Origin of the sequence: Bacillus sp. FSL R5-0523 (assembly GCF_037975295.1) — a bacterium.
GTDB lineage: Bacteria > Bacillota > Bacilli > Bacillales > Bacillaceae > Bacillus > Bacillus subtilis.
Map to the genome: position 1 here is coordinate 3,686,097 of NZ_CP150251.1, position 14,500 is coordinate 3,700,596.

Annotated in this window: 18 protein-coding genes; 15 read left to right on the top strand and 3 right to left on the bottom strand. The window is 41.5% G+C overall.

The window, feature by feature from the left end; translation table 11 throughout:
• Positions 1 to 168 precede the first annotated feature (168 nt).
• The 9 genes from sboA to albG are packed head-to-tail and all read left to right on the top strand — an operon-like array spanning position 169 to position 7,106.
• Positions 169 to 300 (top strand): subtilosin A, encoded by a 132-nt coding sequence (gene sboA / locus NYE53_RS18865; RefSeq protein WP_003222002.1) that lies wholly within the window; start codon positions 169 to 171, stop codon positions 298 to 300.
• A complete protein-coding gene (gene sboX / locus NYE53_RS18870) occupies positions 257 to 409 on the top strand; it encodes a bacteriocin-like protein SboX (protein ID WP_010886632.1) in 153 nt (50 codons plus the stop codon). The genes sboA and sboX overlap by 44 nt, the downstream gene beginning before the upstream one ends.
• A gap of 24 nt (positions 410 to 433) precedes the next feature.
• Positions 434 to 1,780 carry a subtilosin maturase AlbA gene (albA, locus tag NYE53_RS18875; RefSeq protein ID WP_339246180.1) on the top strand — a complete coding sequence of 449 codons (1,347 nt, stop codon included), beginning with the start codon at positions 434 to 436 and terminating at the stop codon, positions 1,778 to 1,780.
• A 12-nt stretch (positions 1,781 to 1,792) separates the two neighbouring features.
• Positions 1,793 to 1,954: an antilisterial bacteriocin subtilosin biosynthesis protein AlbB gene (gene albB / locus NYE53_RS18880; RefSeq protein ID WP_003222006.1), complete on the top strand. Its 162-nt coding sequence runs from the start codon at positions 1,793 to 1,795 to the stop codon at positions 1,952 to 1,954.
• Positions 1,951 to 2,670: an ABC transporter ATP-binding protein gene (locus NYE53_RS18885; protein WP_003227564.1), complete on the top strand. Its 720-nt coding sequence runs from the start codon at positions 1,951 to 1,953 to the stop codon at positions 2,668 to 2,670. Before albB ends, NYE53_RS18885 begins: the two co-directional genes overlap by 4 nt.
• Positions 2,663 to 3,973 carry an antilisterial bacteriocin subtilosin biosynthesis protein AlbD gene (gene albD / locus NYE53_RS18890; RefSeq protein WP_339246182.1) on the top strand — a complete coding sequence of 437 codons (1,311 nt, stop codon included), beginning with the start codon at positions 2,663 to 2,665 and terminating at the stop codon, positions 3,971 to 3,973. The genes NYE53_RS18885 and albD overlap by 8 nt, the downstream gene beginning before the upstream one ends.
• Positions 3,963 to 5,123, top strand: a complete 1,161-nt coding sequence (gene albE / locus NYE53_RS18895; RefSeq protein WP_339248578.1) for an antilisterial bacteriocin subtilosin biosynthesis protein AlbE — start codon at positions 3,963 to 3,965, stop codon at positions 5,121 to 5,123. Before albD ends, albE begins: the two co-directional genes overlap by 11 nt.
• A 4-nt stretch (positions 5,124 to 5,127) precedes the next feature.
• Positions 5,128 to 6,408 (top strand): pitrilysin family protein, encoded by a 1,281-nt coding sequence (locus NYE53_RS18900; protein ID WP_339246183.1) that lies wholly within the window; start codon positions 5,128 to 5,130, stop codon positions 6,406 to 6,408.
• Positions 6,405 to 7,106, top strand: a complete 702-nt coding sequence (gene albG, locus NYE53_RS18905; protein ID WP_077670954.1) for an antilisterial bacteriocin subtilosin biosynthesis protein AlbG — start codon at positions 6,405 to 6,407, stop codon at positions 7,104 to 7,106. The genes NYE53_RS18900 and albG overlap by 4 nt, the downstream gene beginning before the upstream one ends.
• Positions 7,107 to 7,111: 5 nt before the next feature.
• Here albG and NYE53_RS18910 read toward each other — a convergent pair whose 3' ends face one another.
• The 3 genes from NYE53_RS18910 to NYE53_RS18920 are packed head-to-tail and all read right to left on the bottom strand — an operon-like array spanning position 7,112 to position 10,109.
• Entirely contained in the window at positions 7,112 to 8,488 is a 1,377-nt protein-coding gene (locus tag NYE53_RS18910) for a YncE family protein (protein WP_339246185.1), read from the bottom strand.
• Positions 8,489 to 8,526: 38 nt separating this feature from the next.
• On the bottom strand, positions 8,527 to 9,882 hold the full coding sequence (locus NYE53_RS18915; RefSeq protein WP_339246187.1) for a YncE family protein: 1,356 nt from the start codon (positions 9,880 to 9,882) through the stop codon (positions 8,527 to 8,529).
• The gene (locus tag NYE53_RS18920; protein WP_339246190.1) at positions 9,879 to 10,109 is read right to left on the bottom strand and encodes a hypothetical protein; all 231 of its coding nucleotides are present in this window, start codon (positions 10,107 to 10,109) and stop codon (positions 9,879 to 9,881) included. The genes NYE53_RS18915 and NYE53_RS18920 overlap by 4 nt, the downstream gene beginning before the upstream one ends.
• A gap of 2 nt (positions 10,110 to 10,111) precedes the next feature.
• Between NYE53_RS18920 and rapF the strand changes: the two genes are divergently transcribed.
• The 6 genes from rapF (at position 10,112) to NYE53_RS18950 (ending at position 14,498) form a co-directional block, all read left to right on the top strand.
• Positions 10,112 to 11,257, top strand: coding sequence for a response regulator aspartate phosphatase RapF (gene rapF, locus NYE53_RS18925; protein WP_339246192.1), 1,146 nt, complete (start codon positions 10,112 to 10,114; stop codon positions 11,255 to 11,257).
• On the top strand, positions 11,241 to 11,360 hold the full coding sequence (gene phrF / locus NYE53_RS18930) for a phosphatase RapF inhibitor PhrF (protein ID WP_009968329.1): 120 nt from the start codon (positions 11,241 to 11,243) through the stop codon (positions 11,358 to 11,360). Before rapF ends, phrF begins: the two co-directional genes overlap by 17 nt.
• A gap of 252 nt (positions 11,361 to 11,612) precedes the next feature.
• Positions 11,613 to 12,092 (top strand): hypothetical protein, encoded by a 480-nt coding sequence (locus NYE53_RS18935; RefSeq protein WP_339246195.1) that lies wholly within the window; start codon positions 11,613 to 11,615, stop codon positions 12,090 to 12,092.
• A gap of 149 nt (positions 12,093 to 12,241) precedes the next feature.
• On the top strand, positions 12,242 to 13,030 hold the full coding sequence (locus NYE53_RS18940; RefSeq protein ID WP_015714893.1) for a membrane protein: 789 nt from the start codon (positions 12,242 to 12,244) through the stop codon (positions 13,028 to 13,030).
• Positions 13,017 to 13,691: a hypothetical protein gene (locus tag NYE53_RS18945; protein WP_339246198.1), complete on the top strand. Its 675-nt coding sequence runs from the start codon at positions 13,017 to 13,019 to the stop codon at positions 13,689 to 13,691. Before NYE53_RS18940 ends, NYE53_RS18945 begins: the two co-directional genes overlap by 14 nt.
• A gap of 9 nt (positions 13,692 to 13,700) precedes the next feature.
• Positions 13,701 to 14,498 (top strand): hypothetical protein, encoded by a 798-nt coding sequence (locus NYE53_RS18950; RefSeq protein ID WP_231573542.1) that lies wholly within the window; start codon positions 13,701 to 13,703, stop codon positions 14,496 to 14,498.
• Positions 14,499 to 14,500: the final 2 nt, after the last annotated feature.

Here is a 14,500-nt window from a genome sequence, read left to right on the forward strand (position 1 = left end):
AAAATCATATCACTAATTACCTTTAGGAAATGTTACATTTTTCCGAAATCTATCATTTCCTTTTCACATTTTTTTCAAATTATATGTATTGAATTAATAATTTGATAGTTTTAAGATAAAAGTACAACATAGATCTGCTAGAAAAACAAAAAAAGGGAGGATTCAATTATGAAAAAAGCTGTTATTGTAGAAAACAAAGGTTGTGCAACATGCTCGATCGGAGCCGCTTGTCTAGTGGACGGTCCTATCCCTGATTTTGAAATTGCCGGTGCAACAGGTCTATTCGGTCTATGGGGGTAAGGATCTCCCAAAAGGGCATAGTCATTCTACTATGCCCTTTTTAAGTAAATTACAATTTTTAACTAAAATCTACCTCTTGGATATACATACACAACCGTTTTTCATTTGAATCATATGTATAGGGGATGGTATTTTGTTTATAGAGCAGATGTTTCCATTTATTAATGAAAGTGTAAGAGTTCACCAGCTTCCTGAGGGCGGCGTGTTAGAAATCGACTACTTGCGCGATAATGTCACCATTTCTGACTTTGAGTATTTGGATCTCAACAAAACGGCTTACGAGCTCTGCATGCGCATGGATGGCCAAAAAACAGCTGAGCAGATTTTAGCTGAGCAATGTGCAGTGTATGATGAATCACCGGAAGACCATAAAGATTGGTATTACGACATGCTCAACATGCTCCAGAACAAGCAGGTTATTCAGCTTGGAAACCGGGCCAGCCGCCATACAATCACCACGAGCGGAAGCAATGAATTTCCGATGCCCCTGCACGCCACCTTTGAACTGACGCACCGCTGTAATTTGAAATGCGCCCACTGTTATTTGGAAAGCTCACCTGAAGCGCTCGGCACCGTGTCGATTGAGCAATTCAAAAAAACGGCTGATATGCTGTTTGATAACGGTGTATTGACATGCGAAATCACAGGCGGAGAAATTTTTGTCCATCCAAACGCCAATGAGATTCTTGACTATGTGTGTAAAAAGTTCAAAAAAGTCGCTGTCTTAACAAACGGAACACTCATGCGAAAAGAGAGTTTGGAGCTTTTGAAGGCTTACAAGCAAAAAATCATCGTCGGCATTTCTCTTGATAGTGTCAATTCCGAGGTCCATGACTCCTTTAGAGGGAGAAAAGGCTCTTTTGCCCAAACTTGTAAAACGATAAAATTGTTGAGTGACCACGGTATATTTGTCAGAGTCGCCATGTCTGTCTTCGAAAAAAACATGTGGGAAATCCACGATATGGCCCAAAAGGTTCGGGATCTCGGGGCGAAGGCGTTCTCTTACAATTGGGTTGATGATTTCGGAAGAGGCAGAGATATTGTCCATCCAACGAAAGACGCCGAGCAGCACCGCAAGTTTATGGAATACGAGCAAAATGTGATTGATGAGTTTAAAGATCTGATTCCGATTATTCCCTATGAGAGAAAACGCGCGGCAAATTGCGGCGCTGGCTGGAAGTCCATTGTGATCAGCCCGTTCGGCGAAGTACGTCCTTGCGCCCTCTTTCCAAAGGAATTTTCATTGGGAAATATTTTTCATGATTCCTATGAAAGCATCTTTAACTCCCCTCTCGTCCATAAACTGTGGCAAGCGCAAGCACCACGGTTCAGCGAACATTGCATGAAAGACAAATGCCCGTTCAGCGGCTATTGCGGAGGCTGTTACTTAAAAGGGCTGAACTCTAACAAATATCACCGAAAAAACATTTGCTCTTGGGCGAAAAATGAACAATTAGAAGACGTGGTCCAGCTTATTTAGGAGGGAAACGATTTGTCACCAGCACAAAGAAGAATTTTACTGTATATCCTTTCATTTATCTTTGTCATCGGCGCAGTCGTCTATTTTGTCAAAAGCGATTATCTGTTTACGCTGATTTTCATTGCCATTGCCATTCTGTTCGGGATGCGCGCGCGGAAGGCTGACTCGCGATGAGCATTTTGGATATACACGATGTATCCGTTTGGTATGAACGGGACAACGTCATCTTAGAACAAGTGGATTTACATTTAGAAAAAGGCGCCGTTTACGGGTTGCTTGGGGTAAACGGCGCCGGAAAAACGACACTGATTAATACGCTGACAGGCGTGAACCGCAATTTCAGCGGGCGCTTTACACTGTGCGGAATTGAAGCGGAGGCCGGCATGCCGCAGAAAACATCAGATCAGCTGAAGACTCACCGTTACTTCGCCGCCGATTACCCGCTGCTATTTACAGAAATTACGGCGAAGGACTATGTGTCTTTCGTCCATTCGCTTTATCAAAAGGATTTTTCAGAGCAGCAGTTTGCCAGTTTGGCCGAGGCCTTTCATTTTTCGAAATACATCAACAGGAGAATTTCGGAGCTGTCCTTGGGGAACAGGCAAAAGGTTGTATTGATGACAGGCTTATTGCTGCGCGCTCCCCTGTTTATTTTGGATGAGCCGCTCGTCGGTTTGGATGTGGAATCGATAGAGGTCTTTTATCAGAAAATGCGTGAGTACTGTGAAGCAGGCGGGACCATTTTGTTTTCTTCTCATCTGCTCGATGTCGTGCAAAGATTTTGTGATTATGCGGCTATTCTTCACAACAAACAGATCCAAAAGGTCATTCCGATTGGAGAGGAGACCGATCTGCGGCGGGAATTTTTTGAGGTGATCGGCCATGAATAACATAATCCCTATCATGTCTTTGCTGTTCAAACAGCTTTACAGCCGGCAAGGGAAAAAGGACGCCATCCGCATTGCCGCAGGCCTTGTCATTCTGGCCGTGTTTGAAATTGGGCTGATCCGCCAGGCCGGCATTGATGAATCGGTGTTGCGCAAAACGTATATCATACTCGCGCTTCTCTTAATGAACGCATATATGGTGTTTCTTTCTGTGACATCTCAATGGAAGGAATCTTATATGAAACTGAGCTGCCTGCTGCCGATTTCTTCACGGAGCTTTTGGCTCGCCCAGAGTGTCGTTTTGTTTGTCGATACCTGTTTGAGAAGAACTTTATTCTTTTTTATTTTACCGCTGTTCTTATTTGGAAACGGAACGCTGTCAGGGGCGCAAACATTGTTTTGGCTCGGCAGGTTTTCGTTTTTTACCGTTTACTCCATTATTTTCGGAGTTGTGCTAAGCAACCACTTCGTCAAAAAGAAGAACTTGATGTTTCTGCTGCATGCGGCGATATTCGCCTGTGTATGTCTCAGCGCCGCTTTGATGCCGGCCGCCACGCTTTCGCTTTGCGCGGTGCATATGCTGTGGGCGGTGATCTTTGACTTTCCTGTTTTTCTGCAGACGCCTCCGCAGCAGAGCAAGATGCATTCATTTATGCGGCGATCTGAATTTTCGTTTTACAAAAGAGAATGGAACCGATTTATCTCTTCTAAAGCGATGCTGTTAAATTACGCGGTGATGGCGGCGTTCAGCGGATTCTTTTCGTTCCAGATGATGAACACCGGCATCTTCAATCAGCAAGCGATTTATATCGTGATTTCCGCGCTTTTGCTCATCTGCTCGCCGATCGCCCTTTTGTACTCGATTGAAAAAAATGACCGGATGCTGCTCATCACGCTTCCGATCAAGCGGAAAACGATGTTTTGGGCGAAATATCGCTTTTATTCAGGCCTATTGGCAGGCGGATTTCTCCTTGTCGTGATGATTGTGGGTTTCATCAGCGGCCGTCCGATTTCAGTTCTCACTTTTTTGCAGTGCATTGAGTTGCTGCTGGCGGGAGCTTTTATCAGGTTAACTGCGGATGAAAAAAGGCCCTCCTTCAGCTGGCAGACGGAGCAGCAGCTATGGAGCGGTTTCTCAAAATATCGGTCTTATCTGTTTTGTCTTCCCCTATTCTTAGCCACATTAGCCGGCACCGCTGTATCCTTGGCGGTCATTCCGATAGCCGGTCTGGTCATAGTCTATTACCTGCAAAAACAGGATGGTGGTTTCTTTGATACAAGCAAAAGAGAACGGCTTGGAAGTTAACCTGCTGAAGACTCATCAATTTTCAACTATATCAATCGCCGCGAGCTTTCTGAAACCGATCGAAAGCGCGGCGGAACCTGAGGAAGAAACAATTTATTTTTACGGCGCCGCCGCGTACCTGAAGGAGCAAATCATTGACGCTTTCGGTTGTGCTGCCGGCAGCCGTTTCATGTACTCAGCGAATCTCTTTTTTGATCAGCAGCTGAAAACCTGCGGGACCCGTTTGATTCACCCATTATATAACGGGAATCTTCATGTTGACGCCCTGATGAAAACTTTTGCAGACTTGTCTTTCCCTTCTTCTCTATCATTCGAAGCAGTTGAAAAGGCCAGGAATGAGCTGCTGCTGAGAATCGAAAAGAAATTCGCTGATCCCTTCTCCTACTCGGCGGCTCGCTTGGCTGAGGAGGTCTTCGGAAACCCGATGTACGGCACAGGCATGTTTGGCCGGAAAGACAGGATAAAGGCGATTCATCCTAAACGGTTTCTCGACGCAACGGACTTTATCGTTGATTTAGTATCCCAGCAAAAACAGCTGAACATATTGGGACAAGTACAAGCATGTGATGTTCGGGGACATGCCCCGCAAACGTCCGCTGTAACGTCCGGAAGAATACCCGTAAACCGGCATGTTTTTGAAACAGAGACTCGCAGCGCTGCAGGTCCTTCCGTCTTGACACTCGGATTTGACTGCGGAGAGATGAAAGATGCCAGCGATTATATCAAAATACAGCTAATAGACGGATTACTGGGAAAGTACGGCCATTCCGCTTTATTCAAGCACTTCAGAGAGAAGGATCTGGCAGTCTATCACGTTATCACCCGTTACGATGTCATGAACAATTTGCTGCTTGTTTCAATATGTACAGATCAGCTTCATGAGAAAGACATTCCCCCGCGCGTTTTGGAAGCTGTCTCAGCTTTTCATACAGATGAGCGGGAACTAGAACAGGCAAAGCAGTTTTTACGCAATGAATTGCTGCTGCAATTCGATTCTCCCGAAGGTCTATTGGCCTATATGGGGATCCTGCGCCGCTTCTCCTGCACGAAAGAAGCCTTGCTGGATGGCATCTCAGCGGTTACATGCCGTGATGTATTGCAATTCATAGCGACCATCAATTATATCGGAGCTCATGTAGTAAGGGGATGAAGAGATGGAAAAGAAAGCCTTTTTTCAACAGCTGGATGAACGAACCGATATCAGATACACAGACAGCGGACTAAAAATATTCAGATTGAAATTCCCCCGCGCCCACCTGCGGCTGTGCAATGTAAAAATCGATTTTGGAAGCCGGGATGTATGTATACGGGCAGAATCCGGTGATACACTGCTTCCGTATGGCACAGCGCATTTTTTAGAGCATCTTCTCTTCTGGCATAACGGCCGCAATCTGTACAGTGATTTTTTTGCGCATGGCGCGCTTTTAAACGCATTCACTACCTACACCGATACCAATTTCATGTTTACCTCATTACCGGATCGGCTCACACAAACGATCCCCATCCTGCTTGATGCTTTATGGAACCACTCATTTGACAAGAAGATTGTCGCTCAGGAAAAAGCTGTGATTACAAGCGAAATTCAAACAGCACACCTTAACCATCAGCTCTCATATCATTATCAGCTGATCAGCATGCTTTCTCCCTCCTCACCAGCTGCCGTTTTCCCCGCAGGCAGAATCGAAGATATTGAGGCGCTGGACATCAATGATTTACAAAAAGCCTATAAGGCTGCCTACCAAGCCCATCGGATGACGCTGTTTTTGATTGGGGGCTCAGAAAATACAGAAACGCTTTTGCCTCCTCACCTCCAGCTGGAAAAGCGTCCGGATTATCATGCTGAAAGAAAAATCATTCCGGCAAGCCCTCCAGCCCTCTCACAAAAAATGGTGCTGGGTGATGAGGAGCGGATGGAAGATACCTGGACCGGATTACAGATCGGCGCACTTCCCGGGCAAAACGATCTGTTGTCGATAAAGCTTTATTGGGATATCGCGTCTCGTATTCTATTTCAATTCGATTCACCGTTTTTTCAAGAGATTCAGCAAACGTACCATCTGGAAATCGATCGCTTGTCAGCCGAGACTTATATATATGAGGATGGCGGTTTCTTGATCCTTCACAGTCAAGGGGCCCATTCTTCAGCTTATATCGATGTGGCTTCATACTATGTCACACAGAAGAAAGAACAGGTTGCCGCCTGGCTTCAATACGGCAAGGACTCTTTGACAGACGCGATCATTTATGACAGCGATTATGTGCGTAAATGCTTCGAGTGGGCAGCCGAGTGTGACAGGTGCGATTGCTCGTTTCTTGACATGTACCACATCATTCAAGATATGGATGCGCAGGTTTTCTTGTCTCTCATTGATGCAATTACATCTTCTAACAAAGCGATCATTCACGTTTCTCAGAAAGAGGCGATCAGACAATGAAAAAAAACACTGTCTTTACCCTTTTATTGCTGCTTATAGGTATGGCGGCTTATTCCTTCGGCTGGGTTCAGGCCTTTGCCGAAGCCGCCGCCCAATATGTACAGATGATCAACAATGATGCTGTGCGGCTCGGACTGCTGGCTTGTACCGCTGCCCTCCTGATGCTGCCTGCTTTTCTCTATCTTCATTATGTCACCCAATCTGTGAAAAACATGACAGCAGCTTTTCAGAAACTCACACAGTCTCATCAAAGCTGCTGTGACTTTCAGCAACACAACTTGTGCAGCCGATATGCAGAAGACGTCAAATCGCTGCGTGACAGCTATAAAAACGTCCGCCAAACATACGTGATGGCTGCCGTGTTGTGCCAAGTCATCATATTCGGCTGCATGTTCGAAATCGTTAAAGCCGTCCCTTTCCGCCTTCACACGCCCCCTGCCCTTTCAATGGGACTTGCGATGCTACTGATCCTGTATTTATTGTTTTGCATGCGAACGTATTTGCGGCAGCTTTTCCGGCACGGCAGCCTGTTCAGAAAAGTGTTTGCGGGAGTGCTGGCAGCAGCCGGGATTTGGTGGATGCTCAGTTTCTCTATAAGTGAACTGCTGTTTCTGATTATCCTGGCTGCCATCCAGCAAATCGGATCATTTATTTATAAACGATTCTCTTATCGCAGCACCGCTTCTCTTGATCTATAAAATAGCTACATCGCAATCGCAGACGGACCCGCGCCAACCGGAATCACCGTCACGGCTGTATAATCACTTGTGCGGTACACGGTCACAGCATTGTCGTTGGGCTGTGCCGCATAAATATACTGTTTGTCCGGCGTTACGGCGAGGTCAAAAGCGCCGGGGAGAGACACGTTTGCAATGATCCTCTGTCTGGCCGTATTAACTACATATAAGTTATTAATGAGAAACGGTTCACTATATGGCTCTAGAAAATAAGCTCTAGTACTATCGAGAGAAAATACAATCGTTCTCAGCGTTTCAAATAAACGGCTGAAGTCCCCTCCCCTGCTTAATGGTGACAAACTAATCTCCGTTACACCTTTCGGCCACAGCTCACCATTCAACACGTACGCAAAATTTCCAGCGTAAGGAGTTGCAATTAAACTGGGAAATTCAAATGAATCTATGATACTTTCTGCCAACTGCCCAGTATTTACATCATATTTATCAACCGACCAACTGCTTCCATTAGCGGTATAGACATACTGTCCATTCGGATCAAGAGCAAAGTCTAAAGCGCCGGGTATCGGAATGACATCAATGACCGATTGAGAGGCCGTGTTAATCACATATATAGATCCGGCGGCCATCACGTACGCGAACTCATCTGTTGGATCAAATTCAATCTTTCTTGGCCCTCCTCCAACAGTGATAGTATTTATGATGGTTAATGTTTTATTATCAATCACTGAGACAAGGTTGGTATTTCCATGGAGGACATACGTGAATGCTTTATCGAAAGTAACGCCTAGATTAGTTGGCACAGCAGAAAACGGGATTGTTTTTACAACAGTGTTTAAATCTGCATCAATGACCGAAACCGTGCTGTCTCCAGTATTGGCAGTAAACACATACGATTGAGGGTCTGGCGATGGCGGTAAAACAAGTGTCCCGGCCACCGTAAGCGGACTGCCGTAGAAAGGCGGTACAATGAGCAGATCTTCCACTGTTATTTGACTGAAATCAGGACAGCGGCCAGACTGTGCTGCATAATAAACAACTTGATCAATCTCTTCAGTATGAATCACAGAAACCGCCCCATTGCCTTGTCCATATTGATTTCGCACAGGCGACACACTGACAAGAAGCGTAATGGTCCCTTGTACTCTCACAGCATATCGAACACCGATATCTTCTGGTTCCGGCCCAGTCTGGATTAAGCAAGGCTCACTGATACAGGACAAATTGTCTGTACTCCATGTAACAGCCGCTGACGCTTCGGCCGAATCAACCTTGAAGCCCTCAGGGATATCTATCGGCACTTGAAACGGCGCTTCCCGGCTAATTTCCTCATCACAAAAACAGAAACAATTTTCCTGTAAAGCAGAAAGATCATTCTTTTTCATGATTTCACGTCCTTTTAGAAATGCACAACATGCAGCGGTTAAATCGCAATGGCACCCGGTGAAACCCCAAGAGATATCACAGTTTCCTCAGAATAATCATCTGTGTTGTAAACAATGATGCTCTGCTCTATAAAACGAGTTGCATACAGAAAATCGCCATTCGGGGTAAACGCATAGTCTGTTGCTGATTGCGGAAGATTTCCAATTACACCTGCTCCATTCGGACTGACAGAATATAAATTGCCAGTGAAGCTGTCATGTAAATACACCTCTGATCCACTCGTAAACATTACATATAGCCCGTCAGGCTCCAGCTCTTGGGTATCCCTGATCGTAAACGTATTTAAATCAATAACCGTCAAATAATTGAATAAGAATTCTTGTTCTAATACATACGCATACCGCTCCGTAGAATCTGTTTCTATGGATGATACGATAAGCTCTCGTTCAATCGTTCCTAAGACTTCACCGGTAGATAAGTCCACTTTTTGCACTAACCCAAAATTAAGAACATAGGCGAACAACCCATTGGGGTCAATTGCAATATCAAAACCTTCTACAGGAATAGACCTCTCAACAGTCAACGTATCAATTCCAATCACATAAATGGCAGTACCGGTGAAAACATAAGCAAACTCATGATTAGGGATAAATCTAATCAATCGAGGCGGCTGATCCAGCAATATAGTTGCTGTCACTGTTAATGTGTCATAATCGATGACAGAAATCACATTATTGTTGGGATGTAAGACAAACACAGCGCTTTTATCTGGCGTAATTTCAATACCTGCCGGATTGTACGGAAGAGCAATCGTTGTCACAACAGTATGGGTGTTTGTATCAATCACAGAAACTGATTGATCATTTGGATTCGCTGTAAACGCGTAGACGGGTTCCGGCTCCGGTACAAGCACAATCGTCCCCGTCACCGATAAAGGACTGCCGTAAAACGGCGGAACAACAACAAGGTTCTCAATCGTGATGTCACTGATATCCGGGCAATCATCCGGTTCATCGGAATAATAGACGACTTGATCGATTTCTGCATTGTGAATGACGGAAACAGCCCCGTCCCCTTGTCCATATTGATTTCGCACAGGTGAGACACTGACGAGTAGCGTAACGGTTCCCTGCAGGCGCACTGCAAATTGAACACCGACCTCATCAGGCTCTGGCCCCGTTTGAATTAAGCAACGGTCACTGACACAAGAAAGGCTGTCTGCATTCCACGTCACGTTTGCAACAGCTTCAGCCGGATCAACGACAAACCCTTCAGGTAATTCAATCGGTGCTTGAAACATGGCTTCTCGTCTTGCTTCTCCCTCACAAAAACATAAGCACTCTTCTTGTTCTGCTCCTGCTTTTTCTTTAAAGGAAAGCTTATTTTTTCTCATTCCTTCACTTCCTTTTCAGACATACACTGCTCACGCAGATATAACAGAATATGGAAGTTGAATCTGTTTGCTTGTACAAATTGCCGAGGGTAAACGCTTCTTTTTGAAAATATATCTCCAAACATGCGGTGTAACGAAAGAAAAAATTGCGGTTTTTTTGCGCTTCTCACAAGAATGTTGATGATAAAATATGACATATATAGAATTATGAAGGGAGGGATTTGCAAACGTGACAGGTGTCATATCTTCTTCTTCCATCGGAGAAAAGATTAACGAATGGTATATGTACATACGCCGATTCAGCATACCCGATGCAGAATATTTGCGACGAGAAATTAAGCAAGAGCTGGATCACATGGAAGAAGATCAAGACCTTCATTTGTACTATTCACTGATGGAGTTTCGGCACAACCTGATGCTTGAGTACCTTGAACCGTTAGAAAAAATGAGGATTGAGGAACAGCCGAGACTGTCTGATCTGCTGCTTGAGATTGATAAAAAACAGGCTCGTTTAACTGGTCTGCTTGAGTACTATTTTAATTTCTTCAGGGGCATGTATGAGCTGGATCAGCGGGAATATCTGTCGGCTATTAAATTTTTCAAAAAGGCCGAAAGCAAGCTGATATTCGTTAAGGATCGGATAGAGAAAGCTGAGTTTTTCTTTAAGATGTCTGAATCTTATTACTATATGAAACAAACGTATTTTTCAATGGACTATGCACGGCTAGCATATGAAATATACAAAGAAAATGAAGCTTATAATATAAGATTGCTGCAGTGTCATTCTTTATTTGCCACCAATTTTTTAGATTTAAAACAGTATGAGGATGCCGTCTCACATTTTCAAAAAGCTTATTCTATGGCAGAAGCTGAAAAGCAGCCCCAATTAATGGGAAGAACTTTGTACAATATCGGGCTTTGTAAAAACAGCCAAAGCCAATATGAGGATGCCATACCTTATTTCAAAAGAGCAATAGCTGTTTTTGAAGAATCAAATATTCTTCCTTCCTTACCTCAAGCGTATTTTTTAATTACACAGATCCATTATAAATTAGGAAAAATGGATAAAGCTCATGAATATCATAGTAAGGGAATGGCTTATTCACAAAAGGCCGGAGATGTAATATATTTATCAGAGTTTGAATTTTTGAAATCTTTATACTTATCAGGCCCGGATGAAGAAGCAATTCAAGGATTTTTTGATTTTCTCGAAAGTAAAATGTTGTATGCTGATCTTGAAGATTTCGCTATTGATGTGGCAAAATATTATCATGAACGTAAAAATTTTCAAAAAGCTTCTGCTTATTTTTTGAAGGTGGAACAAGTAAGGCAACTTATTCAAGGAGGAGTGAGTTTGTATGAAATTGAAGTCTAAACTATTACTCTCTTGTCTGGCTCTAAGCACTGTGTTCGTGGCAACAACTATTGCAAATGCACCTACACACCAAATTGAAGTTGCACAACGAGGAATGATCTAATGAATACAACCGGTTTTCACCGGTTGTTTTTTTGTTAAATACACAATCGGGACAAAAGTTTTATTTTTTGAATCTCTAAATATTATTACTAACTAATTTAAATTGGTTACCTAACCCACAAACATAGGAAACAAGATAATTTTTATTATATAAAAATAAAAATATGTTTACTTTTCCTTTTTTTTGAACTAATATATATATGACTTAAGTTCAGTATCACTTCAATTGAAGTTTAAAAATGGAGGATTTATTTTGAAAGTTCAATTCAAAAAAAGGATTAGTTTACTCATCATCATGTTTGGGATCGCAGTTTCCTCACTGGGTGTTACACAGGCGGTTCATGCAAAAGCAAATACGAGCGATTCAAGGGTGCATTTTACTTTCAGATGGTACAGCCCTTACGACTATACAACTGCTCGAAGAAAACAAAATAGAAGCTACATGTATATGCATCTCCTAAAGAAAGATGATGGAGGTAAATTTAATGTATGGGCAGAGGCAGATAAAAACGTTCACTCTGGCGGGCGCGACTGGCACAATGTATCCGGTGGTGGAACTCACGAAGGAACAGTACACCCGGGTCATACATACTTATTTTCCAACACTGCTGTTGAAGATTACGGGAGAAATGTACCCGTAAGGTTTGGCGGTTACAGCCGCAGCAGTGATTCTTTCCCAACTGATTGGAGTCCTGACAGCGTAAAACCTAAGGGAAATTATACAATCTATTAATAGCTTTTCTAAAACAAAGCGATCTTACATTAAACATGTAAGATCGCTTTTTAAGGTAAAAATAATATCCACTCTTCAAGATTGTTTATTAAAATAAAACTATCCAAAACTCACACAGAGTTTTAATAAAAAAAACAGGAGCCTCGCACATGATTTCGTTCTTTTTAAAGCGTTTATTGAAAAATAAAGAGATTTATTTTTCTTTATTCATTAGTATCGTTCTTATGATCGTCAGTTATCTAGGTATACTCTTCTTTCATCAGAAGATCAATCTTCCTTATGAAATCCATAACTCACCGTTTTTGTCGAATATTGCAGAAGGAAATACAACCTCAGCTCAGACTGTCTGGATTCTCATTCTTCCGTTATTAGCATCACTTCCAATGTCCGGTATGTACCGTGAAGATAAAAATACTGGATTTTTTATGAATGTTATAACGAAAACAACTAAAAAGAAATACTTTACAGTATTATTTGGATTGAATGTTGTGATTTCTTTTTTGGTTATTTTTTTACCATTATTATTAAACCTTTACTTGCTGATGATGACATATCCTTCAGTAAATCCGGACGGAATCGTCAATTATATGGACCCAATCGTTTTGGGCGGAACTGATTTAGCAAACCTTTATTATGAAAACTCGCTGATTTATACTCTCATTTTATTTATACTAAATGGTTTGTACGGTGCCATTCTCTCTTCCATTGGATTAGCTTTATCATTTTTTATTAAAAAGAAATATTTTGTTTATATCATACCTTTCTTAATTAATTTGATAGGCTTTACTTTACTCAACAACCATTACAATCCAATGAAATATATTGTTAACGATGGAGGGTTTTTGAGTGTAGATAAGTTTATTTATTTGAACCTTAGCGTGTTCATTGTAACTACTTTACTTTATATGTGGGGAAAAAAACGCCGTGTTTTATTATAATACTCTAAAATCAACATTAAGAATGAAGTGGCCGGGTATCACCGTCGCATTACTGCTACAGTTAATTGCTGTTTATTTCTTTTTTCATCAAGAAAATGGTAGTGATGATAGTTTTGTACTGGAAAATATTTTTTCCTATTGGCATCTCGTTTCTATTTTATGCCCTGCTGCCGTTGTATTTTCTGTTTTGATCTCATCCGATTACTTTTCAATTTATACTGTAATCCGAGTAAACAATGCACCTTATCTAACAATGATATACCTTTTAAAAACACTTTTATTTTCAGCAGTATACGGGATTATCATTATGGGTGAATTATATACTTTATGTATATTCAATGATACGGGACTATTGTATGTGACCCCGATATCTTTCATCACTCATGTCTTTGCATTTATTTTCATTTGTTATGTTGTTTCATTTATTTTACTGTATTTGAATCAAATCATTGTAGTTTTTCTATTCATTCTTTTATTTTTGATTGATTACCTTGCATGTAATGGTATGCTCTTTTTAAATGGTTTTGTGCTGGAATTAAGTGATTCGGCTGAATTATTATTGATTAGATTAGGGATTATGTTGTCATTATTCGGGATTTCTATAGAATCTATAAAGCGACGCAATTATTTACAGCAGGTTGAGGAGAAAGGAGCAAACTGATTGTCTTTTATGAATATGCTGAAACGTGATATTGTCATGCGTTTCAATGAAAGTAAGATTACATACTTTGTCATTAGCTTAGCTGTTGCCCTCCTTCTTTTATGCTTCCTCTGGAATAGCAATAAGACGGGACAGCTAGAACATCAAAGTTTTTCCGACAGCCTGACCACACTATTTCATTCGATGAATTTCTTTGATCTACATATCTTATATACACAGCATAGATTATCTATCCCTCTACAATGGATTAGTTTTCAAGTGCTGCCTTTGTTGATTGTGGGTAATTTTATGTTTAGTGACATTCAAATTTCTGGAGCTTATATCCTTCCAAAACTCCCCAAAAAAGGAGTATATATATTCAGCAAACTTCTGTCACTGTTTGTTCTGATTGTATCTATTTGGTGCGTATGGCTTTTTATATACATTATGTTATTTACCTCATTTAATGGCTTTACAGCAGAACTGAACAGCAAGGTAATATTATTTATGTTAATTCAAATCTTAGTTTCGTTTATGTATGCAGTTTTGCTAGAAACTTTAACTTTCATGATATCTTTTATATCTGCATTTATTATTATTGTTGCTTATATTGTAATATCTATTTTTTTTCACAGCTCTTTATTCATCGCTTCATTTGCTATGGCTGGAAAGTGGGCTTTTATTGATTATTCGCGCATGAACATTAACTACTCAGATGGTCGTTTTTTTCATGCCTCTGACTTTTTATTAATTGCACTTATTTTCTGTGCAGCTTGTACTTTTATCAGCCTAGTTTTTATTAAAAAAACAGATATTTTAGGAGAGTAATT

Excerpts from the sequence above, each read along its gene's own strand:
- sboA (WP_003222002.1), top strand. The coding sequence starts at position 169 with ATGAAAAAAGCTGTTATTGTAGAAAACAAAGGTTGTGCAACATGCTCG.
- NYE53_RS18885 (WP_003227564.1), top strand. The coding sequence starts at position 1,951 with ATGAGCATTTTGGATATACACGATGTATCCGTTTGGTATGAACGGGAC.
- albD (WP_339246182.1), top strand. The coding sequence starts at position 2,663 with ATGAATAACATAATCCCTATCATGTCTTTGCTGTTCAAACAGCTTTAC.
- NYE53_RS18900 (WP_339246183.1), top strand. The coding sequence starts at position 5,128 with ATGGAAAAGAAAGCCTTTTTTCAACAGCTGGATGAACGAACCGATATC.
- albG (WP_077670954.1), top strand. The coding sequence starts at position 6,405 with ATGAAAAAAAACACTGTCTTTACCCTTTTATTGCTGCTTATAGGTATG.
- NYE53_RS18910 (WP_339246185.1), bottom strand. The coding sequence starts at position 8,488 with ATGAAAAAGAATGATCTTTCTGCTTTACAGGAAAATTGTTTCTGTTTT.
- NYE53_RS18915 (WP_339246187.1), bottom strand. The coding sequence starts at position 9,882 with ATGAGAAAAAATAAGCTTTCCTTTAAAGAAAAAGCAGGAGCAGAACAA.
- phrF (WP_009968329.1), top strand. The coding sequence starts at position 11,241 with ATGAAATTGAAGTCTAAACTATTACTCTCTTGTCTGGCTCTAAGCACT.
- NYE53_RS18940 (WP_015714893.1), top strand. The coding sequence starts at position 12,242 with ATGATTTCGTTCTTTTTAAAGCGTTTATTGAAAAATAAAGAGATTTAT.
- NYE53_RS18950 (WP_231573542.1), top strand. The coding sequence starts at position 13,701 with ATGAATATGCTGAAACGTGATATTGTCATGCGTTTCAATGAAAGTAAG.